Source organism: Acetobacter orientalis, assembly GCF_000963965.1.
GTDB lineage: Bacteria > Pseudomonadota > Alphaproteobacteria > Acetobacterales > Acetobacteraceae > Acetobacter > Acetobacter orientalis.
Map to the genome: position 1 here is coordinate 248,221 of NZ_BAMX01000014.1, position 20,654 is coordinate 268,874.

A 20,654-nucleotide genomic window follows, 5' to 3' on the forward strand; every position below is an offset into this window, starting at 1 on the left:
TAAACGCCCAAGATGGTGTTTTTTGCGGGCTTTAAGGGCTGGTTTTCTAATTGTGGCCTAATATAATAAGCACGTCATAATCCTGTAATTTTTTAAGACTTTATAAGCCCTTGTGCGGCTGTTGGTATACGCAGTGGCCGTTAACCCATGTGGCTTCTATGCAGCGGTCGTCTCCCAAGATCATGAGGGCAAACAGGGCGTCTGCAATGCTTTGGCTGCGCTGGGTACGCTGCGCCAAAAGCGGGGTGGCTTTTGGGTTGAGAACGCATAGATCGGCCTCCATACCAACGGCAAGCGTGCCTATTTTATGGCTGAGGTGCAAACTTTGTGCAGCCCCTGCGGTGGCAAGCCAAAAGGCCTGAAGAGCATGGAGCTTTGGCCCACCTGTTAGTGCAGAAACCTTGTAGGCCTCACCCATTGTGGCAAGGAGAGACAAACTGGTACCTGCCCCTACATCTGTGCCCAAACCAACATGCACGGGGCGGTGGGGGGCTTTGGCGTCAAACAGTTTAAACAGCCCACTACCTAAAAACAGGTTAGACGTAGGGCAATGGGCTAACATGCAGCCTGTTGTGTGGCAGTGTTGAAAGTCTTGTTCGTGTAAATGAATGCCGTGGCCAAAAAGTGCCCGTGGGCCAACGAGCCCCGCTTTGTCGTACACATCAAGGTAGGAACTGGCGTTAGGAAAAAGCCTTTTAACCTCTGCACATTCCTGCTGTGTTTCAGACAGGTGGGTTTGCATAAACAAGCCCGGTTGGCTGTTAAAGAGCGTACCTGCTAGTTCAAGTTGTTCTGGCGTGCTGGTAAGCGCAAAGCGTGGGGTTACAGCATAAAGTTGCCGCCCGTTACCGTGCCAGCGTGCAATAAGTGCGGCTGAATCAGCATAACCTTGCTGGGCTGTGTCTTGTAGGGCAGTTGGCGCGTTACGATCCATCAGCACTTTGCCTGCAATCATGCGGGTGCCAAGGCGGGCTGATTCTTCAAAAAAAGCATCAACGGAGTGTGAGTGTACGGTGCAATAGACAGCCGCCGTTGTGGTGCCGTTGTGCAAAAGCTCAGTTAAAAAGGCCTTAGCTGTGGCTGAGGCAAAGGTTTTATCTGCAAAGCGGCTTTCAGCGGGAAACACATAGTGTTGGAGCCACGCCAGTAACTCATCCCCCCATGAGGCAATAACGGGCAGTTGGGGGTAATGCACGTGGGTGTCTATAAAACCCGCGCTTATAAGGCTGTCTGGGTAGTGGGTTACAGGGCAGTTTGCGGGCAAAAACTGGTGCGTTTGTGTGTAGGGCCCACAGTGCGTAATTTTACCATTTTGCATGATAAGCAAACCATCTTCCTCAACCCACAGTGCTTCTTCTGGCGGGCAGGTGAAAGGGTTGCCCTTGAAAGAGAGAAGGCAACCACGGAGTGCTATTGTGGGGGGGGGTATGGGGCATAGGGGTGTCCGGTTAAGCAAAAAGGCAAGAGGTATTCAGCCAAATGTTACAGGGCTTTGCGCAACCGTTCCATGCAGGAATAAAGGCTTTGCAACACAAAAGAGCAGTGTATCAGCAAACAGGGTTAAAGGCTGGCAGGGGCACAGAGGCTTTATGCGCCAGTAAGTAAAAGGGCAGGGCGTATGAAAAGCTTATGGCAACGCATGAAGGAACAACGCACAGCCCGGCGCATTGCCAAATATACTCCCTTGGGGGAGGAGCCACAGGCCCCCGACCAGCCTGCGCCTAAAAAGGCGGCTGGTGGTGCCCCCCCTAAAAGCCCCAACAAACTGCATTTAACCACTAAAGACGCCATGCGCCGCTTTAAAGCGCACGCCATGATGGAAGAAAAAAGCCATGATGAAGTGGTGCGTGTGGGCCTGCGCGATAGTTTTTGGACAGATTTTTACCACCATGCCCTAACCGCAAGCTGGGGTACCTTTGCCTGCTTTGCGTTTATTTTTTACATTGCGGTTAACCTGTTTTTTGCCCTGCTTTACTGGGTAAAGCCCGAGCAGGTAACAGCAGATGGCCAGCATACGTTGCTGTCTTTGTTCTTTTTTAGTGTGCAAACTCTCTCAACCGTTGGGTATGGGGGCATGGCCCCTGTGGGGCTGTATGCCCACACCATTGTGTCGTTTGAGGTGCTGGTTGGTATGATGATAAATGCGCTTTCAACCGGTGTGGTGTTTGCGCGTTTTGCCCGGCCTAGAGCGCGTATTTTATTTAGCAATACAGCAGTTATTAGTAACGAAAATGGCGTGCCAGCTTTGTGCATTCGTATAGCTAACATGCGCATGAGCGTTATTTTGTCTCTTGATGTTGAGGTGGCGCTCTCTCGCTTGGTGATGAGCGAAAACGGGCACCTTGTTAGGCAATTTGACCAGTTGGCTTTGGTGCAATCGCATTTTCCCGTACTGCGTTTTGCGTTTGTTATGGCGCACGTTATTGGGCCAGAAAGCCCTTTGCACGGTAAAACCGTGGCTGAATTAGAACACGAAGGGGCCGAAATTGTTGTGACCGTAACCGGCACAGACGAAGCCTTGGGCCAAACCGTTTTTGCCCGCACAGCCTACCGCTTTACCCATGTGCGCCATAACCATAGGTTTGTAGATATTGTGCTTTCGCGCCCAGATGGGCGTATTGCGGTCGATTACACGCGCTTTCATGACATTGAAGAACATTAAAGACCAACGGTATTTGCCTTGCGCGTAATACGAAAGCGGCGGGTGGTATCAAGAAATGTGGCGTTGCTCTCAAGTTCTTTACGCATTACCTCCAAACTGCTGATGGCGCGTGTTAGCTCAAGGTGAACCGAGAGATTTTTCTCTTGTAACGCCATGGGCAGCAGGGTTTGGAGTGCTTGTGTGGCAACGTGGGCGGGTTGTAAAGTGTAGCCACGGCTGTGGGCTATGGTGTTAAGCACAGTGCGTAACAACGCTTGTTGGTCTGGCCTAATACTGTTGCCTGCCAGCACATAATGCAGGCGTAGGGCGAGTAAGCCTACTGTCATAAGCCCCATTGCACCGGCCAAATAGGCTTCGGTAGTGGCATCTGGGTGTTGGCCTGCGTGGCGTATAATTTGGGCAAGCCGGTTGCCTGAGCGCGCCATCCAACTTGTGGTGTCAAACGCTGTGCCACAGGCGCAAAGCCTACGAAGGTCTTTGACCAGTTTGGTGCGTATGCGCCACCGTTCTGCTGCGGCATTAAACGGTAGCACAAGCCTAAAAGCCCAAACCCCTAGCGCAATACCAAAAACAACGGCGGGTGTGGTGTTAAGCCATGTTAGCTCATCAAGCCGGGTGTGGTTGGCTGGGCCAACCATAAATGGCAAAAAATTGTTGTATGCTGCGGCCGTGCCGGTGGCGTTAGGCGCACGGAGGGCAAGCCCCCCCACCAACATGGGCAAAAAGAGAGAGGCAAGGAGGGTTTCAACACTGGCTTGCTGGGGGAGCACCAGAAACACCAGAAAAAACGACACAAACGCCGCCCACACAGCCCCGCGCAAAAACCCACCAGAGGCCACAACCGGGTTTTCAAAAGAGGAAAAACGCGTGCTGGTTACGGCCACAAACATGGCAACGGTAGAGCCTTCTGGCCATGCTGTTATTTCCCACAATAAACCGCCCAAACAAATGGCTACGGCTGAGCGTAGGCCATTATAGAACGCGAGGGTGTAATCTTTTTCTGGTTGCCGGTCGAAGCGGAAGTGATCTTTGGCGGGGGGCGTTTGTGTTGCGATAAAATGTGCCAGAGCGCGGTCAAATTCGAGCAAGAGTTTGGCAAGGGCTGCTTGCAAAATACGGCATTCAAGCAGTTCTTGCATTAAGGGCGTAGGGGCTGGCTCATAAACCCGTAGCTTTTCAAATTGGGTTAAGTAGTCTGTGGCGTATTGCAAAGAGTCAGTGCGGCAGCGCAGTAGGGTTTGGCGTAGGTTATGGGCTGCCTGCACGGGGTCTGGGCTGTTAAACTGTGCGGGCACTTGGCTAAGCAAGGTGCGCAGGGTGTGTAATTGCTGCTTAAAATTTTCTGGCACGGGGGCCGCGGCCAGCATGTGCTGGTGTAGGCTCACGCCGCGCGCCAAAAAGGTAGAAATAGCCGCAAGGGCCGCACGGGTGTGGTCGCCTGCGTGGCTGTGTGGCCCCATTTCTATGGTGCTAAATTCGGTTTGGTCTGCCAGAGAGGGAATACTGCCAAACAAAGCGCGTGAGCGCATAAGGCCATCTTGCGCGCCGGTTAAAAGGTCGGCCATGCTAAGGCTGGCGCGGCAAAACGTGTCTTGCAGGCGGGTACGTATTTCTTCTTTGGCAACAACGTCTAGCTTTGGGGCAAAGAGCATGGCCAGCCCGTTTTCACACAAAATACCCAGCGTAATGTAGGTTGTGCGCGACAGCGCTATCATAAACACGTTGTCGGGTTGGTTGGCCGCGCTGAGCACAATAATGGTGCAGGTAAAGGCAACCAGCACCAACGCGTACGAGCGAAAGTTGCGTAAAAACGTGGCCCACGCGCAGCACGCCCCAGCCCCGAGTGCCAAGAGTGGAAACAGCAGCCACGGGCTTTGGGGAAACGCTGCCAGATAAGCGATACCGCAAACCGCGCCAATAAAGGTGCCAATAAGCCGCCAGCGCGCTTTGGATAGGCTTTGCCCGCGTGAGTTCTGGGCAACAATCCATGTGGTCATGGCGGCCCATTGGGGGCTGTCCATTTCCATCCATAGGGCCAGTGTTAAGGCAAGGAGCGCAGCACAGGTGGTGCGTAGTGCAAAACCAAGGTTGGTGGCAGAAGGGGCAAAGAGCCACGCAAGTGGTGGTGTGCTGTTACCAAAGCCCGTCTTCTTTTGGGCGCTTTGCTTAAGCCATGCCTGCATACGGGCGGGCAAAAATGGCATGTTTGGAAATGCGTACACAGACAGACCGGTTCCTCCTGTGTTGTTATAACACGAAAAAGTGAGGACGGCTGACTTTAAAATAGTTTTTCAAATTGAGCAGTTAGGCCGCCTTTAACGGCAGCACGGCAGCACGGCAGCACGGCAGCATTGGCTGCCTTTTGGGTGGCGGTGCGGGGTAGCTATGCTGTGTTGTTGGCGCGCGCGCCCCTTTTACACTGCGCGGTAGGGTTTAGAAGCGTCTAGGAAGACAGCGTTGGCTTCAAGCTCGTGCGAGACCACAATAAGGTAGGCAATGGCACGGGTTAGCTCAATGCGGGTGGTAATATTTGGCTCTATGGCTTCAATGCGGCGCAGGGTTTGTGTGGCAATGCGGGCCGAGCGTGAGGTGCGGCCATATTTACCGGTAAAGCGGCTCATGCGTTGCATAACCACCTCTATGGGGCGGCGGGCATTGGGTGGAATTTGATTACGCTCAAGCAAGGCGCGCAGCCGGATAATATTGAGCCCTATGGTCATGGCGGCAAGGGTACCTTGTAGGCAGCCCTCAATAGTGGGGGTAGGCGTTGGCCCTGCGTGGCGAATAAGCCGGGCAAAGCGGTCAATATTGCGGCCAATCCAGTCTCGGGTTTGGGGCATAGGGTTGGCAGAGGCCAGTGTACGCAGGTCTCTGAGCATGGTGCGGCGCATGCGCCAACGCTCTGTAGCGCTATCAAAGGGTAAAATGGCCCGGAAAATAATAACGGCAAACGCAACACCCAACAAAATGGCAATGGTTGAGTTAAACCATGCCAATTCGTTTTGCCTGCCTTGGTTAAGGGGGTGCACAAAGTTAGGCAGCAAAAGTGTGTAGGCGGCAGAATGCAGGGCTGTGGCCGCATTACGGGCGGCAAGGCCACCAGCAATCATAGGTATGGCCAGAGAGGCAACCAGCATTTCGTAATTGGCTTGTGTGGGCAAAACCCAAAAGACCAGAAAAAACGATACTAAAGCAGCCCAGAGGCTACCAATCATAAATTGGGTGCTGGCAACGACGGGGTTTTCTCGGGTTGCAAAAAGCCCGCATACAATGGCTACAAACGTAATAAAGGTAAGCCCGTCTGACCAAGCCGTGACCTCCCACACCAAACCTGCGGCGGCAATGGCAACGGTTGCGCGTATGCCGTTATAGGCGGCCTCGCGTTTATCAACGTGGGATTGTAGGCGAAAGTGAAAGTGGTCACCGCGTATAAAGTGCTGGCTGGCATCATATTCTCGCACGGCCTGCTCAAGCTCGCCCAGTAATTCATCTAGGGCGTTGTGCAAAATGCGACCATCAAGCAGCACCTGAATGGTCTCTGCACTGCGGTCTTGGGGGGGCATACTAATTTCTTGTGTCAGGGCATCTACAATTTGCTGGCGGCATTCGCCGCGCAGTAATTGCAGGTCTCTGAGCAGGAGTTGCACGCTCTCATCTGTTTCGAGCCGGGGGGTAAGGCCATTTAAAAATGTGCTGACCCTGAGTGCTGTGTGCTGAAAACTAGCTTGGTCTGTATCTAGGTATTGCAAGCGTACAGCCATACCTAACCCACGAGAGAGCAAGACGGACACTGCGGCTAGGGCTGCGCGTGCGTGGTCGCCCTCGTGCCCGTGGGGGCCCATTTCAACTTCGGAAAATTCAATTTGGTCGTTAATGGAAAGCAGGGGGCCAAACATGGCGCGTGAGCGCACAAGGGCCTCGCTATCTCCCGACAATAGGCTGGAGACCGAAAGCGAGACGTTACCAAGTGCGGTACGCAGCTTATCGCGAATATTGCGACGCGCTGTGGCGGCTAGGTTATGCGCAAAAATACCAGCAACAGCACTTTCGCACACAATGCCCAGCACAATATAGGTTGCGCGCGACATGGCGGTCATAAAGACGTTGGCGGGGTTATGAATGGCCCCAATGGCAATAATGGCGCAGGTATAACCGGCCAGTACCAAGGCGTAAGAGCGGAAATTGCGTACAAGCGTTGCCAAACCGCAGCAAAGCCCAACCCAGATAGCCAGTGCCGGAAAAAACAGCCACGATTGTTGGATAAAAGACGAAATGAGGGTGATGGACATAACCACCCCCACAGCCGTACCCACCAAACGCCACCGCGCTTTTGAAAGACTTTCCCCACGTGAGCCTTGGGCGACAATCCAGACAGTCATGGCGGCCCATTGCGGGTCGTCTAGTTCCATCCAGAGTGCAATGACCAAAGAAATAAGGGCCGCCAAAGTTGTGCGAACCGCAAACCCGATAGCCGGGAGAGAGGGGGCAAAAAGCCACTGTAGCCGCATGCTCTGCTGCTGACCGGGGCGCCCGAGCGGGCGGAAATGGCGCAAAGGACCAATACGGTCCAGAATAAAGAGCGGAAGGCTTGGCAAAGCGAATACTTTACTGCTGCGGCTGTTGAGAAAATGACAAAACGTAGTTAGCGCGATTCCCGGAATTTTCCTTGGGGTATCCGGTGCATATCAGCTATCGCGCTACTTGAGGTAAGGCGGTTTTTTTAGGTTTCGTTCAGTTTATAATTCTCGCATATGTCTGATATTTGCGCCATGATGGGTTAAACCAATCATGTCCTGTCAAGTGGGCGGGGCGTGTGGTGCCTTAAAACACGAAAGTGGAGCTTAGCGGATGGCCGATTTTCTGTCTGGTCTGGTAGGAAAAGTAGAGAGCGCTCTGGGTGGTAGCCTTTCAGGGGTTATGCAGCAGCAGCTTCAGAACCTGCTTCAGCCAGAAACGCTGCAAAACATTCTTGCCAAAGCTGACCAGGCTGGCCTGGGTGACAAAGTGCGCTCATGGATTGGGCATGGTGAAAACCTGCCCGCCACACCTGACGAAATTCGGGACATTTTGGGCAGCAGCACCGTGCATGACCTTGTAGCCCGCACCGGCCTACCAGCCGATGCCGTACTGACAGCCGTTGCCCACTTCCTGCCTACCGCAGTAGACAAAACAACCCCGCAAGGCACATTGCCAGAGCAGGCTCCCGCTAAAGAAGCCTGAACATAAAATTGGCCTGCGTAGGCATAACCTGTGCGCAGGCCATTTGTTCTGACGTCAGCCATGCTGTTGGCTGGAAAGATTGCACGGTGCGTTCAGAACCATAATCCGTTATGGTGGGCTAATGAGTTTAGGTGAGCGCATAACCCGTATTGATAGCTGGTTGCTAGACAAGGTCTGCCAACCGGTGGCAGACCGACTGCCCGAAAAACTGACCGCCCTTGATGTGGGCATGAGTTGCCAGTTGGGGTCTTTGGTTTTTTCAGCCGTGTCTATTATTGCTGTCTTTGTGCTTAATGGCATGACAGACTTTAGCAACATGGCCTTTAACGTGCTGATATGGGGTTTGTGCGTTACTTTCTTTGTGGGCCTTGCCCGCATGCGCGTGTTGGTTAAGCCCGGCAGACCCAACCCTTTTCGGTATATGCTGCAAGGGGTGCGCTTAGTGTCTATACCCTTTGCGTGCTACACCCTGTTTCAGGCATACGGCACGCCTACCCCGTATTTTTTACCCATGTGGTTTAATGCCCTGTCTAACCTTGTGTTTGTTGTGGGGTTGTACCTCATTTCTTGCCAGCCAAGACCACCCCAAACCCGTGCCCGCGAAGACGTGTGGAGCAGGCACTTGCGTGTAGTGGATACGAACTGAGCGCTAAAATGTGTAAGCTGCGCACCATTTTGGTAAATAGCTTACAGGGTTAGAGTACGCAAAGTTTAGGTATTGCCGCCCTATCGGGTTACGAAACTTCCCGAGTTTTGCGCAAAGTGTTGTTATGGCCGTTCTTGTGAGAGAACGGCCATAACTGTGTTTGCTTTGTCAGCCTTTTTAAATAAAGGCGTTACCAGCGTTTCTAGGGGCTGCGTGGGGAGTGTGTCGGCGCAGTATGGCGGCAAATAGTTAGAAGCGCATTGTCGTGCTTAGCAAAGGTGCCACTATATGTAAGAGCGCATTTTAGGCGCTTGGGAGTAGGGGCTGGCAGGTGCCTTTGAGCACCCCGCTTTGGCGCCAAAAGCGCAAAAAATCAGGCTTTGTGGCTAAATTTTTGCGCACTATAGCGCAAGTTTTGGCATGTCTTTTAGGGGTTTTCCTGCTCGTGCTCGCCCTCGGCAATGCGGGCTTGGGCGGCGTTACGCCATAGGGCGTCTTTTGGGGCAGCGTCGAGCGCTTTGCTGAAGAGGGCTTGAGCCTCTGGGGTAACATGGCCGCTGGCGCGGGTCATGGCCTCGGCTGTGCGGGCGGCTACTTCTGGGTCAAAGCCGAGTTGTAGGGCGTGGTTCCATGCTTCTGCGGCTTCGGCGTAATGTGCGCGGCCTGCTTCTGCTTGGCCAAGCAACAGGTAGCCTTGGCGCAGGCTGGGGTCGTTAGCGGGTAATTGGGCTAGGGTTTGGCGTAGGCGGTCAAGCACGGCATTGTTGCGGGTATTTTGCATGTGCTGGGCCACAAGGCGGGGGCCAAGTGGTTGAGCGGGCAGGCTTGGCACACCGTTGGTTAGGTACAAGCCCACGGCTGCAACGGGAATAAGAGCCAAGCCACCCCAGGCCCAGCCCGGTGCAATGGCGTCTGCTGCCTGTGTGGGGGCTGTATCGGCGGTGAGAATACGGCGCTGGATTTCTAGCCGGGCAATATCGTGCTCGGTTGGGGCGATAAGCCCAATGGCAAGGTCTCTATCAATTTCGACAAGTTGGGCTTCGTGCAGGGCGAGGGCTGCGCTGCGCTCATCACGAATTTGCCGGGCGCGTTGCCAAAGGGGGAGTGCCGCAGGGGTAAGTGCTAAAAGGCTTAACAGGGCAATGGAGAGCCAGATCATGGTGCGCTTACTCCTTGGTCAACTTGGCTAGTCGGGCCTTTTCTTCCTCCGAAAGCGGAGGGGGGGCTACGGGTGTTGCCGCCCGGCGGCGGTAAGAAAAAAAAGCAAGGCCCAGCCCCAAAAGCAGGGCAAGCACAGGCATGCTCCACAGCAAAATAGTGCCAACAGAAAGCGGGGGGCTTAAGCGAATAAAATTGCCATAACGCGCGACCATCCAGTCCATAATCTGGTGGTCTGTCTCGCCTTTGGCAACGTGCTCGCGCACAACGCGGCGTAGGTCGCGTGCTAGGCCAGCACTGCTATCTTCAATCGATTCATTTTGGCAGACAAGGCAGCGCAGTTGCGAGCCAATGGCTTCAGCGCGGGCTTCCTGCTTGGTGTCGGGCAGCATTTCAGATGGGTCATCTACTGCCAGCACAAGGGCCGGGGCTAAAAATACGCTTAAGCCCAACACAAGGGCCGTCACTATACGGCGCAGGCGGGTGCGCGGGGTTTGCCCTGTGCTGTGGCTCATGGTGTTTTCAACTTTGCCAGTAGGGGTATGAGTGTCTGGCGAATAGTCTCGACCTCTAACGGGGTGGCGCTGTGCCAGCGAATAATACCACCGGGGCCAATAAGAAAAGTTTCTGGCACGCCAGAAATGCCCCACTCAATACCCACTCTCCCATCACGGTCGCTGCCAAGGCGGGTAAAGGGGTTGCCGGAATGTTGCAGAAACTTGGCGGCATTTTCTGGCCGGTCTTTGTAGGCAATGCCCCAAAGCTCCAGATCATCTTTTAGCGCCATAAGGGTTGGCATTTCTGCAAGGCAGGGAATGCACCATGAGGCAAAGAAGTTTACCAAAATAGGCTTAGTAAGAGCTTTAAGGTCTTGCGTAGCAAAGCCTTGGCCGGGTGTTTGGTCTGGCAGGGTAAAGTCTGGCACGGGGCGGTTAAGCACGGGGGCATTAATGTCGTGCGGGTTAAAAGACCCTTGCTGCATGCCAGACAGCATTTTCCAAAACCCTACGCCCAGTACGGCGGCACCAGCAAGGGGTACGCCCATCATAACCCGGCGGCGGGTAAGACAGGGCTTGTTTGGGTCTTGTGTGCTCATGCTGCACCCCCAATTTCAGAAATGGGTTTGGCACGGCGGGGTGCGCCTACGCGCATGCGCCGGTCAGAAAGGGATAAAACACCACCAATAGCCATAACCAGAGCGCCAAGCCACATCCATGGTGCCAGCGGGTTATAGTGCAAGCGTAGCACATAGGTGGGGGCGGCGTCTGTGCCGTGTTTATCGCCCAGCACACCGTATAGGTCTGAGAGCAGGTTGGTGTGAATAGAGACCTCGGTTGTGGTCTGGTTTTGGCTGTTAAAGCTGCGTTTGGAGGGGTGCATAACGGTAACAAGGGCACCGTTATGGCGTACCTCTATTGTGGCAACCATGGCGGTGTAGTTAGGGCCTGGTGCTTGCTCGACCTTTTGCAGTGTCCAGTCATACCCGGCCAGGTGCTCTGTGGTGCCCACTGGTACTTCTACAATTTTGTGCTGGGCCTGAGACATGGCGGCAAGCCCCAGCACGGTTATGCCAACACCCGCGTGGGCGATAGCCGTGCCAAAAATGGAGCGGGGCAGCATACGGGCGCGCTGCCAGCTACCAGCCAATGGCATACGAAAGAGCTTAACCCGCTCGGTAATGTCTGTAACGCTGGCAATAATAATCCAGACGGCAACGCCGCACGACAAAACCGGCAACAGGCCAGAGACCCCATAGGCCGCCACGCCAAACGCAATAGCGGTAAGAATGGCGGCTAACCACAGGCGCTGGAGCACGGGCCAAAGTTGTGCGCGCTTCCATGGCAGCATGGGGCCAAAGCCCATGAACACAAAAAGCGGCAGAGCGAGCGGAATGGTTGTGGCATCAAAAAACGGTTTGCCTACAGAAATGGTGCGGTCAAACAGCAAAGACATAAAAGGTGGGTACATGGTGCCAGTGACAACCACCGCGCAGATAGAGCACAGCAGAATGTTGTTGAGCACCAAAGCCCCTTCTCGCGAGATGGGGGCAAAGAGACCGCCGGCAGTAAGAGAGGGGGCGCGGTAGGCAAATAGCGCCAAAGACCCGCCAATAACCACCGCCAGCAGGCCCAGAATAAAAATACCGCGCGCGGGGTCGTTTGCAAAGGCATGCACAGAGTTGAGAATGCCAGAGCGCACAAGGAAGGTACCAGAGAGCGAGAACGAGAAGGTGGCAATGGCCAGCAGCACTGTCCAGATTTTAAGCCCTTCGCGTTTTTCAACCACTATGGCGGAGTGAATGAGGGCCGTGCCCGTAAGCCATGGAATGAGAGAGGCGTTTTCAACGGGGTCCCAAAACCAGTAACCACCCCAGCCCAGCACGTAGTAAGACCACCACGACCCAAGTGCGATACCGCAGGTTAAAAAGCACCATGCGGCAACGGCCCACGGGCGTACCCAGCGGCCCCATGCGGCATCAACCCGGCCTTCAATAAGGGCGGCAATGGCAAAGGCAAATGGTACGGCAAAGCCCACATACCCGGTGTAGAGAATGGGGGGGTGAAAGGCCAAGCCGGGGTCTTGTAGCAGAGGGTTCATGCCTTGGCCGTCCATTGGGGCGGGCCAGACACGGGCAAACGGGTCTGATGTGGTGAGGCAGAACAGTTCAAACCCCGCGGCAACACCGCCTAGCACGGCAATAACGCGGGCGCGTAATGCGGTTGGCAGGTTGCGCCCAAAGGCGGCAACAGCCGCGCCACAAATACCTAAAATAAGTGCCCAAAGCAGAACCGAGCCTTCATGGTTGCCCCAAACCCCTGTAATTTTATACAAAAGTGGTTTGGAGACAGCACTATTGGCTGCCACGTTTTGTACCGAAAAATCATCCGTGACGGCAGCGTAAATCAGGCAGGCAAAAGACACGGCAAGCGCAAAGCACTGGCCCAGTGCCAGACCGGGGGCAAGCATCATAACCCGCCGGTCGCGCCGGTGTGCGCCAATAAGCGGCAAGATGCCCTGTGCAGCAGCAAGAATACAGGCAAGAGCTAGGGCGTAATGCCCGAGTTCGGGGCTCAGCATAACAGGGGGGTGTCTCCCGGGGGCTTTAGGTAACGGTAAGGGCTTGGGGTGCGCTTGGTTTTAGGGGGGGGTGGCCGGTGCGGCAGGCGCGTTCTTTTTTGCGTCTTGCACGGTCATGGTGTTCCAGCTTTCTGCGCTGGGGGGCGGGCCAAAGCGGGGGTCCCATTTGCCAGATTTCTTGAGCGCTTCGGCTACTTCTTTGGGCATGTAGGTTTCATCATGCTTGGCCAGTACCTCGCTTGCGCTAAAACCATCGGGGCGCATGGTGCCAACGGCTACAACGCTTTGCCCTTCACGGAACAGGTCTGGCAAAATACCTTCATACCGCACGGTTACGGCGGCTTGGCCGTCTGTTACCTCAAAACGGGCAATGGGGGTTTCACCGTTTTTTTCGCGCTTGACGGAGCCTGCAACAACCATGCCGCCCAGCCGCACGGTACGGTCTGCTGGTGGGGGCTTGCTGACAACCTGCGAAGGCGTGACAAAAAACACAATATCAGACGAAAACGCCTTGAGCATAAGGGCAGCAGCGGCCCCAAGGCAGGCAACGCAGGCAATTACAAGCCACAGGCGGCGGGTCTTACGGGTCATTGAGAGGTGGGTGCTCCTGAGCGGCGTAAGGCAGAATTTTCTAGGGTGGCCAGCTTGGTGCGGGCGGCTTTAAGGCGTAGTGCGGCACCAATGGCCAAAATGCCAGCAAGGCCAGCAAAAAGCCCGTAACTGGCCAGAATATAGGGTAGGTGGGTCATGCGTTTTCTCCGCGGCGGCGGGTGCTGGAGAGCAGGCTGCGCACGCGGCTTTCCATAACGGCGGCCCGCAGGCGAGCAACGACAATGGCGGCAAAGCCAAGCGAAATACCGAGCATAGACAGCCCAAGCGGCCATAGCATGGAGCTAGACATGGTGGGCGCACCTGTAAGGGTAATGCTGTCTGGCTGGTGCAGGGTGTTCCACCATTGTACGCTAAACTTGATAATGGGCAGGTCTACAGCGCCGGCTAATGCCAGAATGGCGGCAGCACGGTAGCCGCGCTGCGGGTCATCGAAAGCGCGAATAAGCGCAATATGGCCTAGGTAGAGAAAAAACAGCACCAACACAGACGTAAGCCGTGCGTCCCACACCCACCAAGTGCCCCACATGGGTTTACCCCACAGCGAGCCTGTTGCAAGGCACAGGGCCGTAATGCAGGCCCCAACCGGGCCAATTTCTACGGCGGCAAGGTCTGCCAGGGGGTGGCGCCATACAAGTGAGAGCAGGCCGCATACGGCTAGGGCCGCATAGCCGCTAGAGGCCAGAATGGCTGCGGGTACATGCACATACATAATGCGCACAGAATCACCCTGTTGCCAGTCTGCCGGGGCGTAAAACAGGCCCCACCCTAAACCGGCGAGTGTAAAAAACAGCGCGGGCCATGTAAGCCACGGCTGCAAACGGGTACCAAGCCTTAAAAAGCGGCCGGGGTTGGCGTAGCGGTGAAATAAGCTGCCGGTACGCGCAACAAAAGACTGTGAGGCGCTCAAGAGTTAGTCCGTTTCGTTTTAACAACCAATAGAACCGCACCATCATCTGCACTGTGGGGGGCGTCAAGATATGTGCTCATACTCACCTGTATATCATTCCGGCCCTCTTGACACGAGGTGGTTGTTCATGGGCGTCCTGCCTGCACAACACAACAGGAGAGCATGATGCTGTTTGCCGTTATTTGTACCGACCGCCCCAACGCGCTTGAAACCCGTAAAGCCACGCGGGAGCAGCATTTGGCCTTTTTGGCGCAATATAAGGCGGCAATCCAGTTTGCTGGCCCTCAACTAGATGTGAACGGCGCACCCTGTGGCAGCCTTGTGCTGCTAGACGTGCAAGACCGCGCCGCAGCAGAAGGTTTTGCCGCAGCAGACCCTTACGCACAGGTAGGCCTGTTTGAAAGTGTGGTTATTAGGCCGCTGCGCACGGTTTTCCGTGATGGCGCGTTGGTAGAATAAGCCATGGCGTACTGGCTGGTAAAAAGCGAGCCTGATGCTTTTAGCTGGGATGAGCAGGTGGCCAATGGCGTAGAGCCATGGACAGGCGTGCGTAACCACCAGGCTAAAAAGAACCTTGCTGCCATGAAAGTGGGAGACCGGGCGTTTTTCTACCACTCCAACGTACAGCGGGCCATTGTTGGCGTAGTTGAAGTGGTGCGTGAAGGGTACCCAGACCTAACGGCAGAAAAAGGCCAATGGGTGTGTGTTGATGTAAAAGCGGTAGGCCCTATGCCCCACCCCGTTACATTGGCAGACATTAAACAAACGCCAGAATTGCAAGAGCTGGCTTTGGTGCGGCAGTCTAGGCTTTCTGTATGCCCTGTGTCTGACGAGCATTGGCAGATTTTATGCTGTATGGGCGGCTGGCAGGAGCCAGCTTAATAAATAAGCCCATAGCCAAAGGGCGTGCCCCGGTTACGGTGGCACGCCCTTTGTTCAACCGCGCGGTTTAGCGCAGGTTTGTGTTTAGTAGCGTGTTAGCCTTGTGTGGCCCGTGTCCAGAGTTGCCCTGCACGGTTGCCAGAACGGCAGTAACACAGCACTGGGCCGGGCAGGGTATTCAGGGCTTCCTGCATTTCAATAACCGCGTCTGAAGACGGGGCTTGGCCTGCTTGCACCGGAATAGAGATAAAAGACAGGCCAACAGCTGCTGCGGCCTCGCCAATTTCTTGGGCAGTGGGCTGGCCGGGGTCTTCAGCATCTGGTCGGGTGCAAATGATGGTTTTAAACCCGGCCTCTTGAATGGCGGGTACATCATCTAGGCTGATTTGTGGGCCAACAACAAAATTTTCAGACAGTTTGCGGAAAGTGCTCATGGTAGCAATGCTCCTAAAAAAATAGAACGTGGGCAGAGTTTAGCGGTGGATAAAGTACAGGTCTGAATACAGATTACGCAGAGCAACCTTGTTGGCCATGCACCGGCGGATAAGGTGGGCGCGCAGGTCAAAGGCTGCTTTTTTGACCATGGGGTCTGATGACTCTGTTTCAAAACCGGGGTAGCGGGCAAGGCAGGTTTTTAGGTCTGGGTTGCTCATATCAACCCCAGCTTTAATTTGCTCCATGGTGGCATCGTATTTTTCTGTCACCACTGAATCAGGGAACCATTCTGCTAGTGCAGATTGGGTTTGGCCGTTGCGGGTAAGGTAGGTAAAGGCCAGAAAGCCGCTTTCTGGGGCGGCGTTGCCTACTTTAATGCTCATGCGGCAAGACCGGCGGGAGTAAGGCGGTACGCTTGACTCTGGCATAACGGTGGCATCGTTTACGCTAACAGGTGGCAGGGTTGCTGGGTCTGCCTTGCCTGTGTCTTGCTGGGTTGCTGCATTTGTGGCGTGGGCGCGCTGCCATGCTTGCACCAGCAGGCCATCATATTTGGCAGAGTAGCAAAAATCCGGGTCGGTTTTTGCGGCTTCAAGGGCTGCCTGCTCGGCTTTTTTTTCGGGAGATTGCGCGCACGCAGCAACAGCCAGTACGGCCAAAACACTGCCTGCCCGCATAACGTTGCGCCAGCTAAAGCGGGTGCGCGGTGAAAGGGGGAGGGAAGAGTGCCTCGTGTCTGTCATGACTCGACTCCTTTGCGGCGCGGTGCGCGCGAAAAAAATACTGCCGGTTTCTGTAAAACTTTCAGGCTGTTGTTACAATGCGGGCGTGCGTGTTTGGTTTTGTGTTTGCGCCAGATGCAATGCAGCTACCAACCTAGTGATGGCAAAACCGGGCAACTTGGCATTGGGCTGCGGGTAATATGGCAACCATACGCAGGGTTGGGCTTTTATTGTTGCAGCACAAAGCCGGGGCGTTGTGTCGCTTTTGCGGGTGGTATGATAAAATGCAACCACCATAATAAAGTAAGGCCGCGCGCAGGCGCACTTGCACCACCGCCGGTAAGGGGGTGCAGCCAGAAGCTGAAAGGGCACACATGAGCACAAAAGACGCAGCCAGCAACGACGTTGTCTCGCTTACACTCAGCGGGCAGGACTTGACCGAGCTTGAAAAAGCGCTTGCTCAGGTAGAGGCTGGAAAAGGGGTACTTGTGCGCTTGGCAGACCTAATGGGCGGTGCTGTTGGGCATGCGGCCCGTCTTGGCCTGCGTGGCTTGGGTATGGCACCGGGTATGGAGCAAAAACTGCGTGGTTTGGCCGAAACCGCCATTACCCGTGCATTTGATGCTGCTATTTTGGGTATGCGCCCGGTAGATGAAAACCCAGCGCCCGAAAAAATATGGCGCACCCCAGCACTACAGGCTGCAGTTGCGGTTTCTGGCGCGGTGGGGGGCTTTACAGGCCTTGCCGGGCTTGGGCCAGATATTGGGTTTACCACCCTTACCATTATGCGTGAAATTGCCCGCATTGCGCGCGAAGAAGGTGAAGACCTGTCTAACCCCGATGCGCGTATAGCCTGCTTGGAAGTGTTTGCGTTGCGGGCTTTCCCTAACGTGAAACAGGGTGAAGAAAACGAGCTTGGGTATTTTTCTGCCCGCGCCCTTCTGCGTGGCCGCCCAGTTGTTATGCTTATTTCAGAAGTAGCGTCTCATTACGGGTTGGCTTTGGGGCATAAGGTTTCGCTGCAACTTATGCCTGTGGCTGGGGCATTGTGTGGGGCATCGCTCAATACCGCGTTTTTAAACCATTACCGGGCCTTGGCGCGGGCGCATTTTACCATTCGTAGGCTTGAGCGTGAGCACGGCCCAGTTGTGCGCGATACAGCCCTTGCCATGCGTGACCAAGGCAAGGGTGAAGCCAGCTTTTAAAGTGCCCCTTAAACCCACCAAGCAAAAGGCCCCCAAGCGGGGCCTTTTTTACGGCCCAACAAAAGTGTGACTTGACCGGCAGTCATAAGGTGCAAAAATAATACATCTTATAGTTAGGCATTTTTGTCACAAACAAAGGGCGACACAATGCTGCACCGTCTTGGGGTGAGACTGCCGCTTTTTCAGGCTCCTATGGCGGGTGTTTCTACCCCGGCGCTGGCTGCTGCCGTGTGCCAAGCCGGAGGGCTAGGGGCGTTAGGGCTTGGGGCCGCAACCGTTGCCCAAGCTCAAATGCAAATTGCAGAGCTACAGGCCAAAACTAAAAAACCGTTTAACCTCAATTTTTTTGTGCATGCGCCTGCGGTACAAAATACTGCGCTAGAACACGCTTGGTGTAAGGCTTTTGAACCTCTTTTTGCGCAATTTGGTGCCCACCCCCCTACGCCCTTGCGCGAAATTTATACAAGCCTGCACCAAGATGAGGCCATGCAACGCCTGCTGCTTGCCGTGCGGCCTGCGGTGACCAGCTTTCATTTTGGGGTACCACCCCAAGCATTAGTGCGTGCCCTTAAAGCGGCGGGGGTGTTTTTGGTGGCAACCGCCACCTGTGTAGAAGAAGCCAAACTGCTCGAAAAAGCCGGAATGGACGCCCTTATAGCCCAAGGTATAGAAGCCGGTGGCCACCGTGGTATTTTTGAAACAACACAGCCAGATACTGCCCTAAGCACAATGGTGCTAACGCAGCTTTTGCACAAAACGTGCCAAATACCCATTATTGCGGCTGGCGGTATAATGACAGGCCACGCTATTGCCGCAGCCCTTAAAGTGGGGGCAACGGCTGCCCAGTTAGGTACAGCATTTATTGGCTGCCCAGAATCTGCCGCTAATGCAGCTTATCGCACGGCTCTTACCGGGCCGGGTGCCTTTAAAACAGAAATGGTTACAGCTCTTTCTGGCCGCTTGGCACGTTCTTTGCCTAATAAGTTTACGGCGTTTGCTCAAACGTTGGCAGGCCAAGCATGCCCCGCATACCCCTTAGCTTACGATATGGCCAAGGCACTAAACACCGCCGCACAAGACCAAGGGGAATACGGCTTTGCCGCCCAATGGGCCGGGCAGGGCGCTCCCCTAGCCCGAAGCCTACCCGCTGCCAGCCTTATGGCCAGCTTGAAAGCAGAGTTGGAGCAGAAAATTTAGAATGATACTAAGTTAGCTTTCTAAATTAGTATCATTTTCGCATTTTAAAATCCTGGCAATATTACCAGTACCTATTTAAAAGGTATAAATACAAAGTGAAATAACAAAACAACATAAAAATAATGACAGAAAGATTAACTGCAGCTTTTTTTTGAATTTCATATATTTTAGTTGGCAGTAATTTTTGTGTGTCTTGAGTATTTTTTATTAGAGAAGGAGCAAGAGCGACTAACATAACAACTGGTAAAAAATATCGCCCTTGCACACCTTCTATGACTGGCCGACCAACAGGTGTCCATGTTAAATAGAGAGAAGTAAAAATACCAAATATTGTCGATAAAATAAGTATTATTAATCCACTGATACGTAAATTAGATAGTTTTTTATTGGAAAAGCCTTTTGCTGACAAAAGAAACGTTAACGTTATAAATATCAAAAATATTTTTACCAGCATGTATACAAATGCAGGGAAATGTAAATCTAACCATCCCAAGACACCTATGAATTGTTGGGAAAAATACTTTTCACTTTTATAAATTGTTCTGAAAAAAGCTTCTATGAGTTGAATTGGGTGATGCACTATGAAAATAAATTGCTCCGAAGCAGACGCCCCATCAGGCGCGCTTGTTGTTATTGTCGGTCTAATGCCCCAGAAAAACCATACAGAGAATACGATAACACTATTAAAGCAAGATGTTAAAGCATAACGTATATTATGCCTGTTTAAAAAAAGAAGAGGAGCGCATACCATTATGATGTAGGGAGCTTTTGCTGCAGCGACACAACCTAAAGAAATGCCGCCGACACAAGCAAACACAAAGCGTTTTTTTTCATTGTGTTCTCGGAACCAGCGTAAGGTGCAGGCAATGCCGAGTGCCATTAATGCTAGTACCATGCCGTCTTGCGAGCAAGACGCCATAAGGCTGATACTCATGGGAAGTATAAGGATTGCGACTAAAAAGAGACCTGCTTCAGGTGATAATAAGAGTGCGCAGACACTTACCCCAACATTTATTACTAAATTGCCAATCCGTGCCAGATAAAGTGTCCCGAAAGGTGTAGCGTGTAGGGTATGTGCCCATAGAACACCAGTGACAGCCCCAACGTAAGAGGTTGGGGGGTAGATAACAGTATTAGGTAGTGACACAAAGGTAAGACTTGAAGGCCATCGTAAACTCATGGCCTTGACAAGCATGTCTGCTGTTACTTTTTCCTGTGGAGCAAAAGGTAGTTTGTTAAAAGATGCTGCAAACATAGGTGCAGTCATGGGTAACAAAGCACCAGATTCCGTTTTTGATTGTCTGATACCTACCAAATTACCTTGAGCTATTTGTAATACACGCATGAAATGGTTGGGTTCATCTGCCACCTGAAAGGGGGGGGTGAGAGTAATACAAAGTAGTCCATTAATTATTGAAAAAATTGCATAAAAGGTGATAAGGGTTTTATATTTTGCTAATTTTATTATCGTACTTATGTATATTTTGTGCATTTTGTGTTATCTTATTTTTATATTGAGAAGAATAAAGTAACTTCGTGTTTTCATAGTGTAATCGTTCCTCGCAATGAAGCTTGATTTTCAAGAATGCGAGATATCATAAGGCTATCCAAATAAATATTTATTAATTTTATGGAGTGACTAGAATTGCTTTTAAGAGCAGTATTTACGAATACGAAAATTCAAAGGGCTTGTGCCCTCTTGAAAATGTAGTCTTTTTAAAAATTGTGTACATCGCTAAAGTATGTGTTGTTCAGTTTTCTATGCTTCTCAAGTCTTTGTTAAGCTTTAAGTCAGGTACATTCGACTATTAGTTGATTTGAGCCATTGCTTTCTGAACTGCCTGTGCGCAGTGAAGTCATTAATTTTTGTAAACAATCGCTTGTCATTTTTCTGAGCTGCCTGTGCGGCAGTGAAGCAGGCGAACCCGGA

The 20,654-nt window shown here is 53.1% G+C and carries 20 protein-coding genes; 7 read left to right on the forward strand and 13 right to left on the reverse strand.

The genetic code is table 11. From position 1 onward, the window contains the following. Positions 1 to 100 precede the first annotated feature (100 nt). The gene (gene guaD / locus Abor_RS06850; RefSeq protein ID WP_126621565.1) at positions 101 to 1,414 is read right to left on the reverse strand and encodes a guanine deaminase; all 1,314 of its coding nucleotides are present in this window, start codon (positions 1,412 to 1,414) and stop codon (positions 101 to 103) included. Between the two features lie 204 nt (positions 1,415 to 1,618). On the opposite strand from guaD, the gene Abor_RS06855 reads away from it, so the two are divergent. After that, a complete protein-coding gene (locus Abor_RS06855) occupies positions 1,619 to 2,662 on the forward strand; it encodes an ion channel (RefSeq protein WP_048841074.1) in 1,044 nt (347 codons plus the stop codon). On the opposite strand, the gene Abor_RS06860 is transcribed toward Abor_RS06855, so the two are convergent. Together Abor_RS06860 and Abor_RS06865 are read right to left on the reverse strand one after the other, a co-directional pair. Next, positions 2,659 to 4,845 (reverse strand): FUSC family protein, encoded by a 2,187-nt coding sequence (locus Abor_RS06860; protein WP_126621566.1) that lies wholly within the window; start codon positions 4,843 to 4,845, stop codon positions 2,659 to 2,661. The genes Abor_RS06855 and Abor_RS06860 overlap by 4 nt on opposite strands. A 231-nt stretch (positions 4,846 to 5,076) precedes the next feature. Further along, positions 5,077 to 7,257: an FUSC family protein gene (locus Abor_RS06865; RefSeq protein WP_048841076.1), complete on the reverse strand. Its 2,181-nt coding sequence runs from the start codon at positions 7,255 to 7,257 to the stop codon at positions 5,077 to 5,079. A 253-nt stretch (positions 7,258 to 7,510) separates the two neighbouring features. Here Abor_RS06865 and Abor_RS06870 point away from each other — a divergent pair, with 253 nt between their 5' ends. Beyond that, positions 7,511 to 7,882, forward strand: coding sequence for a YidB family protein (locus Abor_RS06870; RefSeq protein WP_048841077.1), 372 nt, complete (start codon positions 7,511 to 7,513; stop codon positions 7,880 to 7,882). Positions 7,883 to 8,003: 121 nt separating this feature from the next. Next, positions 8,004 to 8,528, forward strand: coding sequence for a hypothetical protein (locus Abor_RS06875; RefSeq protein ID WP_048841078.1), 525 nt, complete (start codon positions 8,004 to 8,006; stop codon positions 8,526 to 8,528). A gap of 427 nt (positions 8,529 to 8,955) precedes the next feature. Here the strand turns inward: Abor_RS06875 and ccmI are convergent, their stop codons facing one another. The 7 genes from ccmI to Abor_RS06910 are packed head-to-tail and all read right to left on the reverse strand — an operon-like array spanning position 8,956 to position 14,283. Then, on the reverse strand, positions 8,956 to 9,687 hold the full coding sequence (ccmI, locus tag Abor_RS06880; RefSeq protein ID WP_048841079.1) for a c-type cytochrome biogenesis protein CcmI: 732 nt from the start codon (positions 9,685 to 9,687) through the stop codon (positions 8,956 to 8,958). 7 nt (positions 9,688 to 9,694) lie between these two features. Continuing rightward, complete coding sequence (locus tag Abor_RS06885; protein WP_084594409.1) at positions 9,695 to 10,201, reverse strand: cytochrome c-type biogenesis protein; 507 nt, start codon at positions 10,199 to 10,201, stop codon at positions 9,695 to 9,697. Then, a complete protein-coding gene (locus tag Abor_RS06890; RefSeq protein ID WP_048841080.1) occupies positions 10,198 to 10,782 on the reverse strand; it encodes a DsbE family thiol:disulfide interchange protein in 585 nt (194 codons plus the stop codon). The genes Abor_RS06885 and Abor_RS06890 overlap by 4 nt, the downstream gene beginning before the upstream one ends. After that, complete coding sequence (locus Abor_RS06895; protein ID WP_048841081.1) at positions 10,779 to 12,764, reverse strand: heme lyase CcmF/NrfE family subunit; 1,986 nt, start codon at positions 12,762 to 12,764, stop codon at positions 10,779 to 10,781. The genes Abor_RS06890 and Abor_RS06895 overlap by 4 nt, the downstream gene beginning before the upstream one ends. Positions 12,765 to 12,824: 60 nt before the next feature. Continuing rightward, positions 12,825 to 13,355 carry a cytochrome c maturation protein CcmE gene (ccmE, locus tag Abor_RS06900; RefSeq protein ID WP_048841082.1) on the reverse strand — a complete coding sequence of 177 codons (531 nt, stop codon included), beginning with the start codon at positions 13,353 to 13,355 and terminating at the stop codon, positions 12,825 to 12,827. Continuing rightward, positions 13,352 to 13,513: a heme exporter protein CcmD gene (locus Abor_RS06905; protein WP_126621500.1), complete on the reverse strand. Its 162-nt coding sequence runs from the start codon at positions 13,511 to 13,513 to the stop codon at positions 13,352 to 13,354. Before Abor_RS06905 ends, ccmE begins: the two co-directional genes overlap by 4 nt. Continuing rightward, positions 13,510 to 14,283, reverse strand: coding sequence for a heme ABC transporter permease (locus Abor_RS06910; RefSeq protein ID WP_048841083.1), 774 nt, complete (start codon positions 14,281 to 14,283; stop codon positions 13,510 to 13,512). Before Abor_RS06910 ends, Abor_RS06905 begins: the two co-directional genes overlap by 4 nt. A 165-nt stretch (positions 14,284 to 14,448) precedes the next feature. On the opposite strand from Abor_RS06910, the gene Abor_RS06915 reads away from it, so the two are divergent. Both Abor_RS06915 and Abor_RS06920 read left to right on the forward strand, forming a co-directional pair. Then, the gene (locus tag Abor_RS06915; protein WP_048841130.1) at positions 14,449 to 14,742 is read left to right on the forward strand and encodes a YciI family protein; all 294 of its coding nucleotides are present in this window, start codon (positions 14,449 to 14,451) and stop codon (positions 14,740 to 14,742) included. Between the two features lie 3 nt (positions 14,743 to 14,745). Then, complete coding sequence (locus tag Abor_RS06920) at positions 14,746 to 15,165, forward strand: EVE domain-containing protein (protein ID WP_048841084.1); 420 nt, start codon at positions 14,746 to 14,748, stop codon at positions 15,163 to 15,165. A 95-nt stretch (positions 15,166 to 15,260) separates the two neighbouring features. On the opposite strand, the gene Abor_RS06925 is transcribed toward Abor_RS06920, so the two are convergent. Together Abor_RS06925 and Abor_RS06930 are read right to left on the reverse strand one after the other, a co-directional pair. After that, complete coding sequence (locus Abor_RS06925) at positions 15,261 to 15,599, reverse strand: protein tyrosine phosphatase family protein (protein WP_048841085.1); 339 nt, start codon at positions 15,597 to 15,599, stop codon at positions 15,261 to 15,263. Positions 15,600 to 15,638: 39 nt separating this feature from the next. Then, positions 15,639 to 16,343 (reverse strand): hypothetical protein, encoded by a 705-nt coding sequence (locus Abor_RS06930; RefSeq protein ID WP_048841086.1) that lies wholly within the window; start codon positions 16,341 to 16,343, stop codon positions 15,639 to 15,641. Positions 16,344 to 16,696: 353 nt separating this feature from the next. Between Abor_RS06930 and Abor_RS06935 the strand changes: the two genes are divergently transcribed. Together Abor_RS06935 and Abor_RS06940 are read left to right on the forward strand one after the other, a co-directional pair. Then, positions 16,697 to 17,527 (forward strand): EcsC family protein, encoded by an 831-nt coding sequence (locus Abor_RS06935; protein ID WP_048841088.1) that lies wholly within the window; start codon positions 16,697 to 16,699, stop codon positions 17,525 to 17,527. 147 nt (positions 17,528 to 17,674) lie between these two features. Beyond that, positions 17,675 to 18,724: an NAD(P)H-dependent flavin oxidoreductase gene (locus Abor_RS06940; RefSeq protein WP_048841089.1), complete on the forward strand. Its 1,050-nt coding sequence runs from the start codon at positions 17,675 to 17,677 to the stop codon at positions 18,722 to 18,724. A gap of 61 nt (positions 18,725 to 18,785) precedes the next feature. Here Abor_RS06940 and Abor_RS06945 read toward each other — a convergent pair whose 3' ends face one another. Continuing rightward, positions 18,786 to 20,216 carry a DUF2142 domain-containing protein gene (locus tag Abor_RS06945; RefSeq protein ID WP_048841090.1) on the reverse strand — a complete coding sequence of 477 codons (1,431 nt, stop codon included), beginning with the start codon at positions 20,214 to 20,216 and terminating at the stop codon, positions 18,786 to 18,788. Positions 20,217 to 20,654 lie beyond the last annotated feature (438 nt).

What these genes read in the sequence shown, in the direction of transcription:
- Abor_RS06875 (WP_048841078.1), top strand. Translation starts at nt 8,004, where the DNA reads ATGAGTTTAGGTGAGCGCATAACCCGTATTGATAGCTGGTTGCTAGAC.
- Abor_RS06945 (WP_048841090.1), bottom strand. Translation starts at nt 20,216, where the DNA reads ATGCACAAAATATACATAAGTACGATAATAAAATTAGCAAAATATAAA.
- Abor_RS06870 (WP_048841077.1), top strand. Translation starts at nt 7,511, where the DNA reads ATGGCCGATTTTCTGTCTGGTCTGGTAGGAAAAGTAGAGAGCGCTCTG.
- ccmE (WP_048841082.1), bottom strand. Translation starts at nt 13,355, where the DNA reads ATGACCCGTAAGACCCGCCGCCTGTGGCTTGTAATTGCCTGCGTTGCC.
- Abor_RS06920 (WP_048841084.1), top strand. Translation starts at nt 14,746, where the DNA reads ATGGCGTACTGGCTGGTAAAAAGCGAGCCTGATGCTTTTAGCTGGGAT.
- Abor_RS06860 (WP_126621566.1), bottom strand. Translation starts at nt 4,845, where the DNA reads ATGCAGGCATGGCTTAAGCAAAGCGCCCAAAAGAAGACGGGCTTTGGT.
- Abor_RS06940 (WP_048841089.1), top strand. Translation starts at nt 17,675, where the DNA reads ATGCTGCACCGTCTTGGGGTGAGACTGCCGCTTTTTCAGGCTCCTATG.
- Abor_RS06890 (WP_048841080.1), bottom strand. Translation starts at nt 10,782, where the DNA reads ATGAGCACACAAGACCCAAACAAGCCCTGTCTTACCCGCCGCCGGGTT.
- Abor_RS06925 (WP_048841085.1), bottom strand. Translation starts at nt 15,599, where the DNA reads ATGAGCACTTTCCGCAAACTGTCTGAAAATTTTGTTGTTGGCCCACAA.
- Abor_RS06905 (WP_126621500.1), bottom strand. Translation starts at nt 13,513, where the DNA reads ATGACCCACCTACCCTATATTCTGGCCAGTTACGGGCTTTTTGCTGGC.
- ccmI (WP_048841079.1), bottom strand. Translation starts at nt 9,687, where the DNA reads ATGATCTGGCTCTCCATTGCCCTGTTAAGCCTTTTAGCACTTACCCCT.
- Abor_RS06895 (WP_048841081.1), bottom strand. Translation starts at nt 12,764, where the DNA reads ATGCTGAGCCCCGAACTCGGGCATTACGCCCTAGCTCTTGCCTGTATT.
- Abor_RS06930 (WP_048841086.1), bottom strand. Translation starts at nt 16,343, where the DNA reads ATGACAGACACGAGGCACTCTTCCCTCCCCCTTTCACCGCGCACCCGC.
- Abor_RS06855 (WP_048841074.1), top strand. Translation starts at nt 1,619, where the DNA reads ATGAAAAGCTTATGGCAACGCATGAAGGAACAACGCACAGCCCGGCGC.
- Abor_RS06915 (WP_048841130.1), top strand. Translation starts at nt 14,449, where the DNA reads ATGCTGTTTGCCGTTATTTGTACCGACCGCCCCAACGCGCTTGAAACC.
- Abor_RS06885 (WP_084594409.1), bottom strand. Translation starts at nt 10,201, where the DNA reads ATGAGCCACAGCACAGGGCAAACCCCGCGCACCCGCCTGCGCCGTATA.
- Abor_RS06935 (WP_048841088.1), top strand. Translation starts at nt 16,697, where the DNA reads ATGAGCACAAAAGACGCAGCCAGCAACGACGTTGTCTCGCTTACACTC.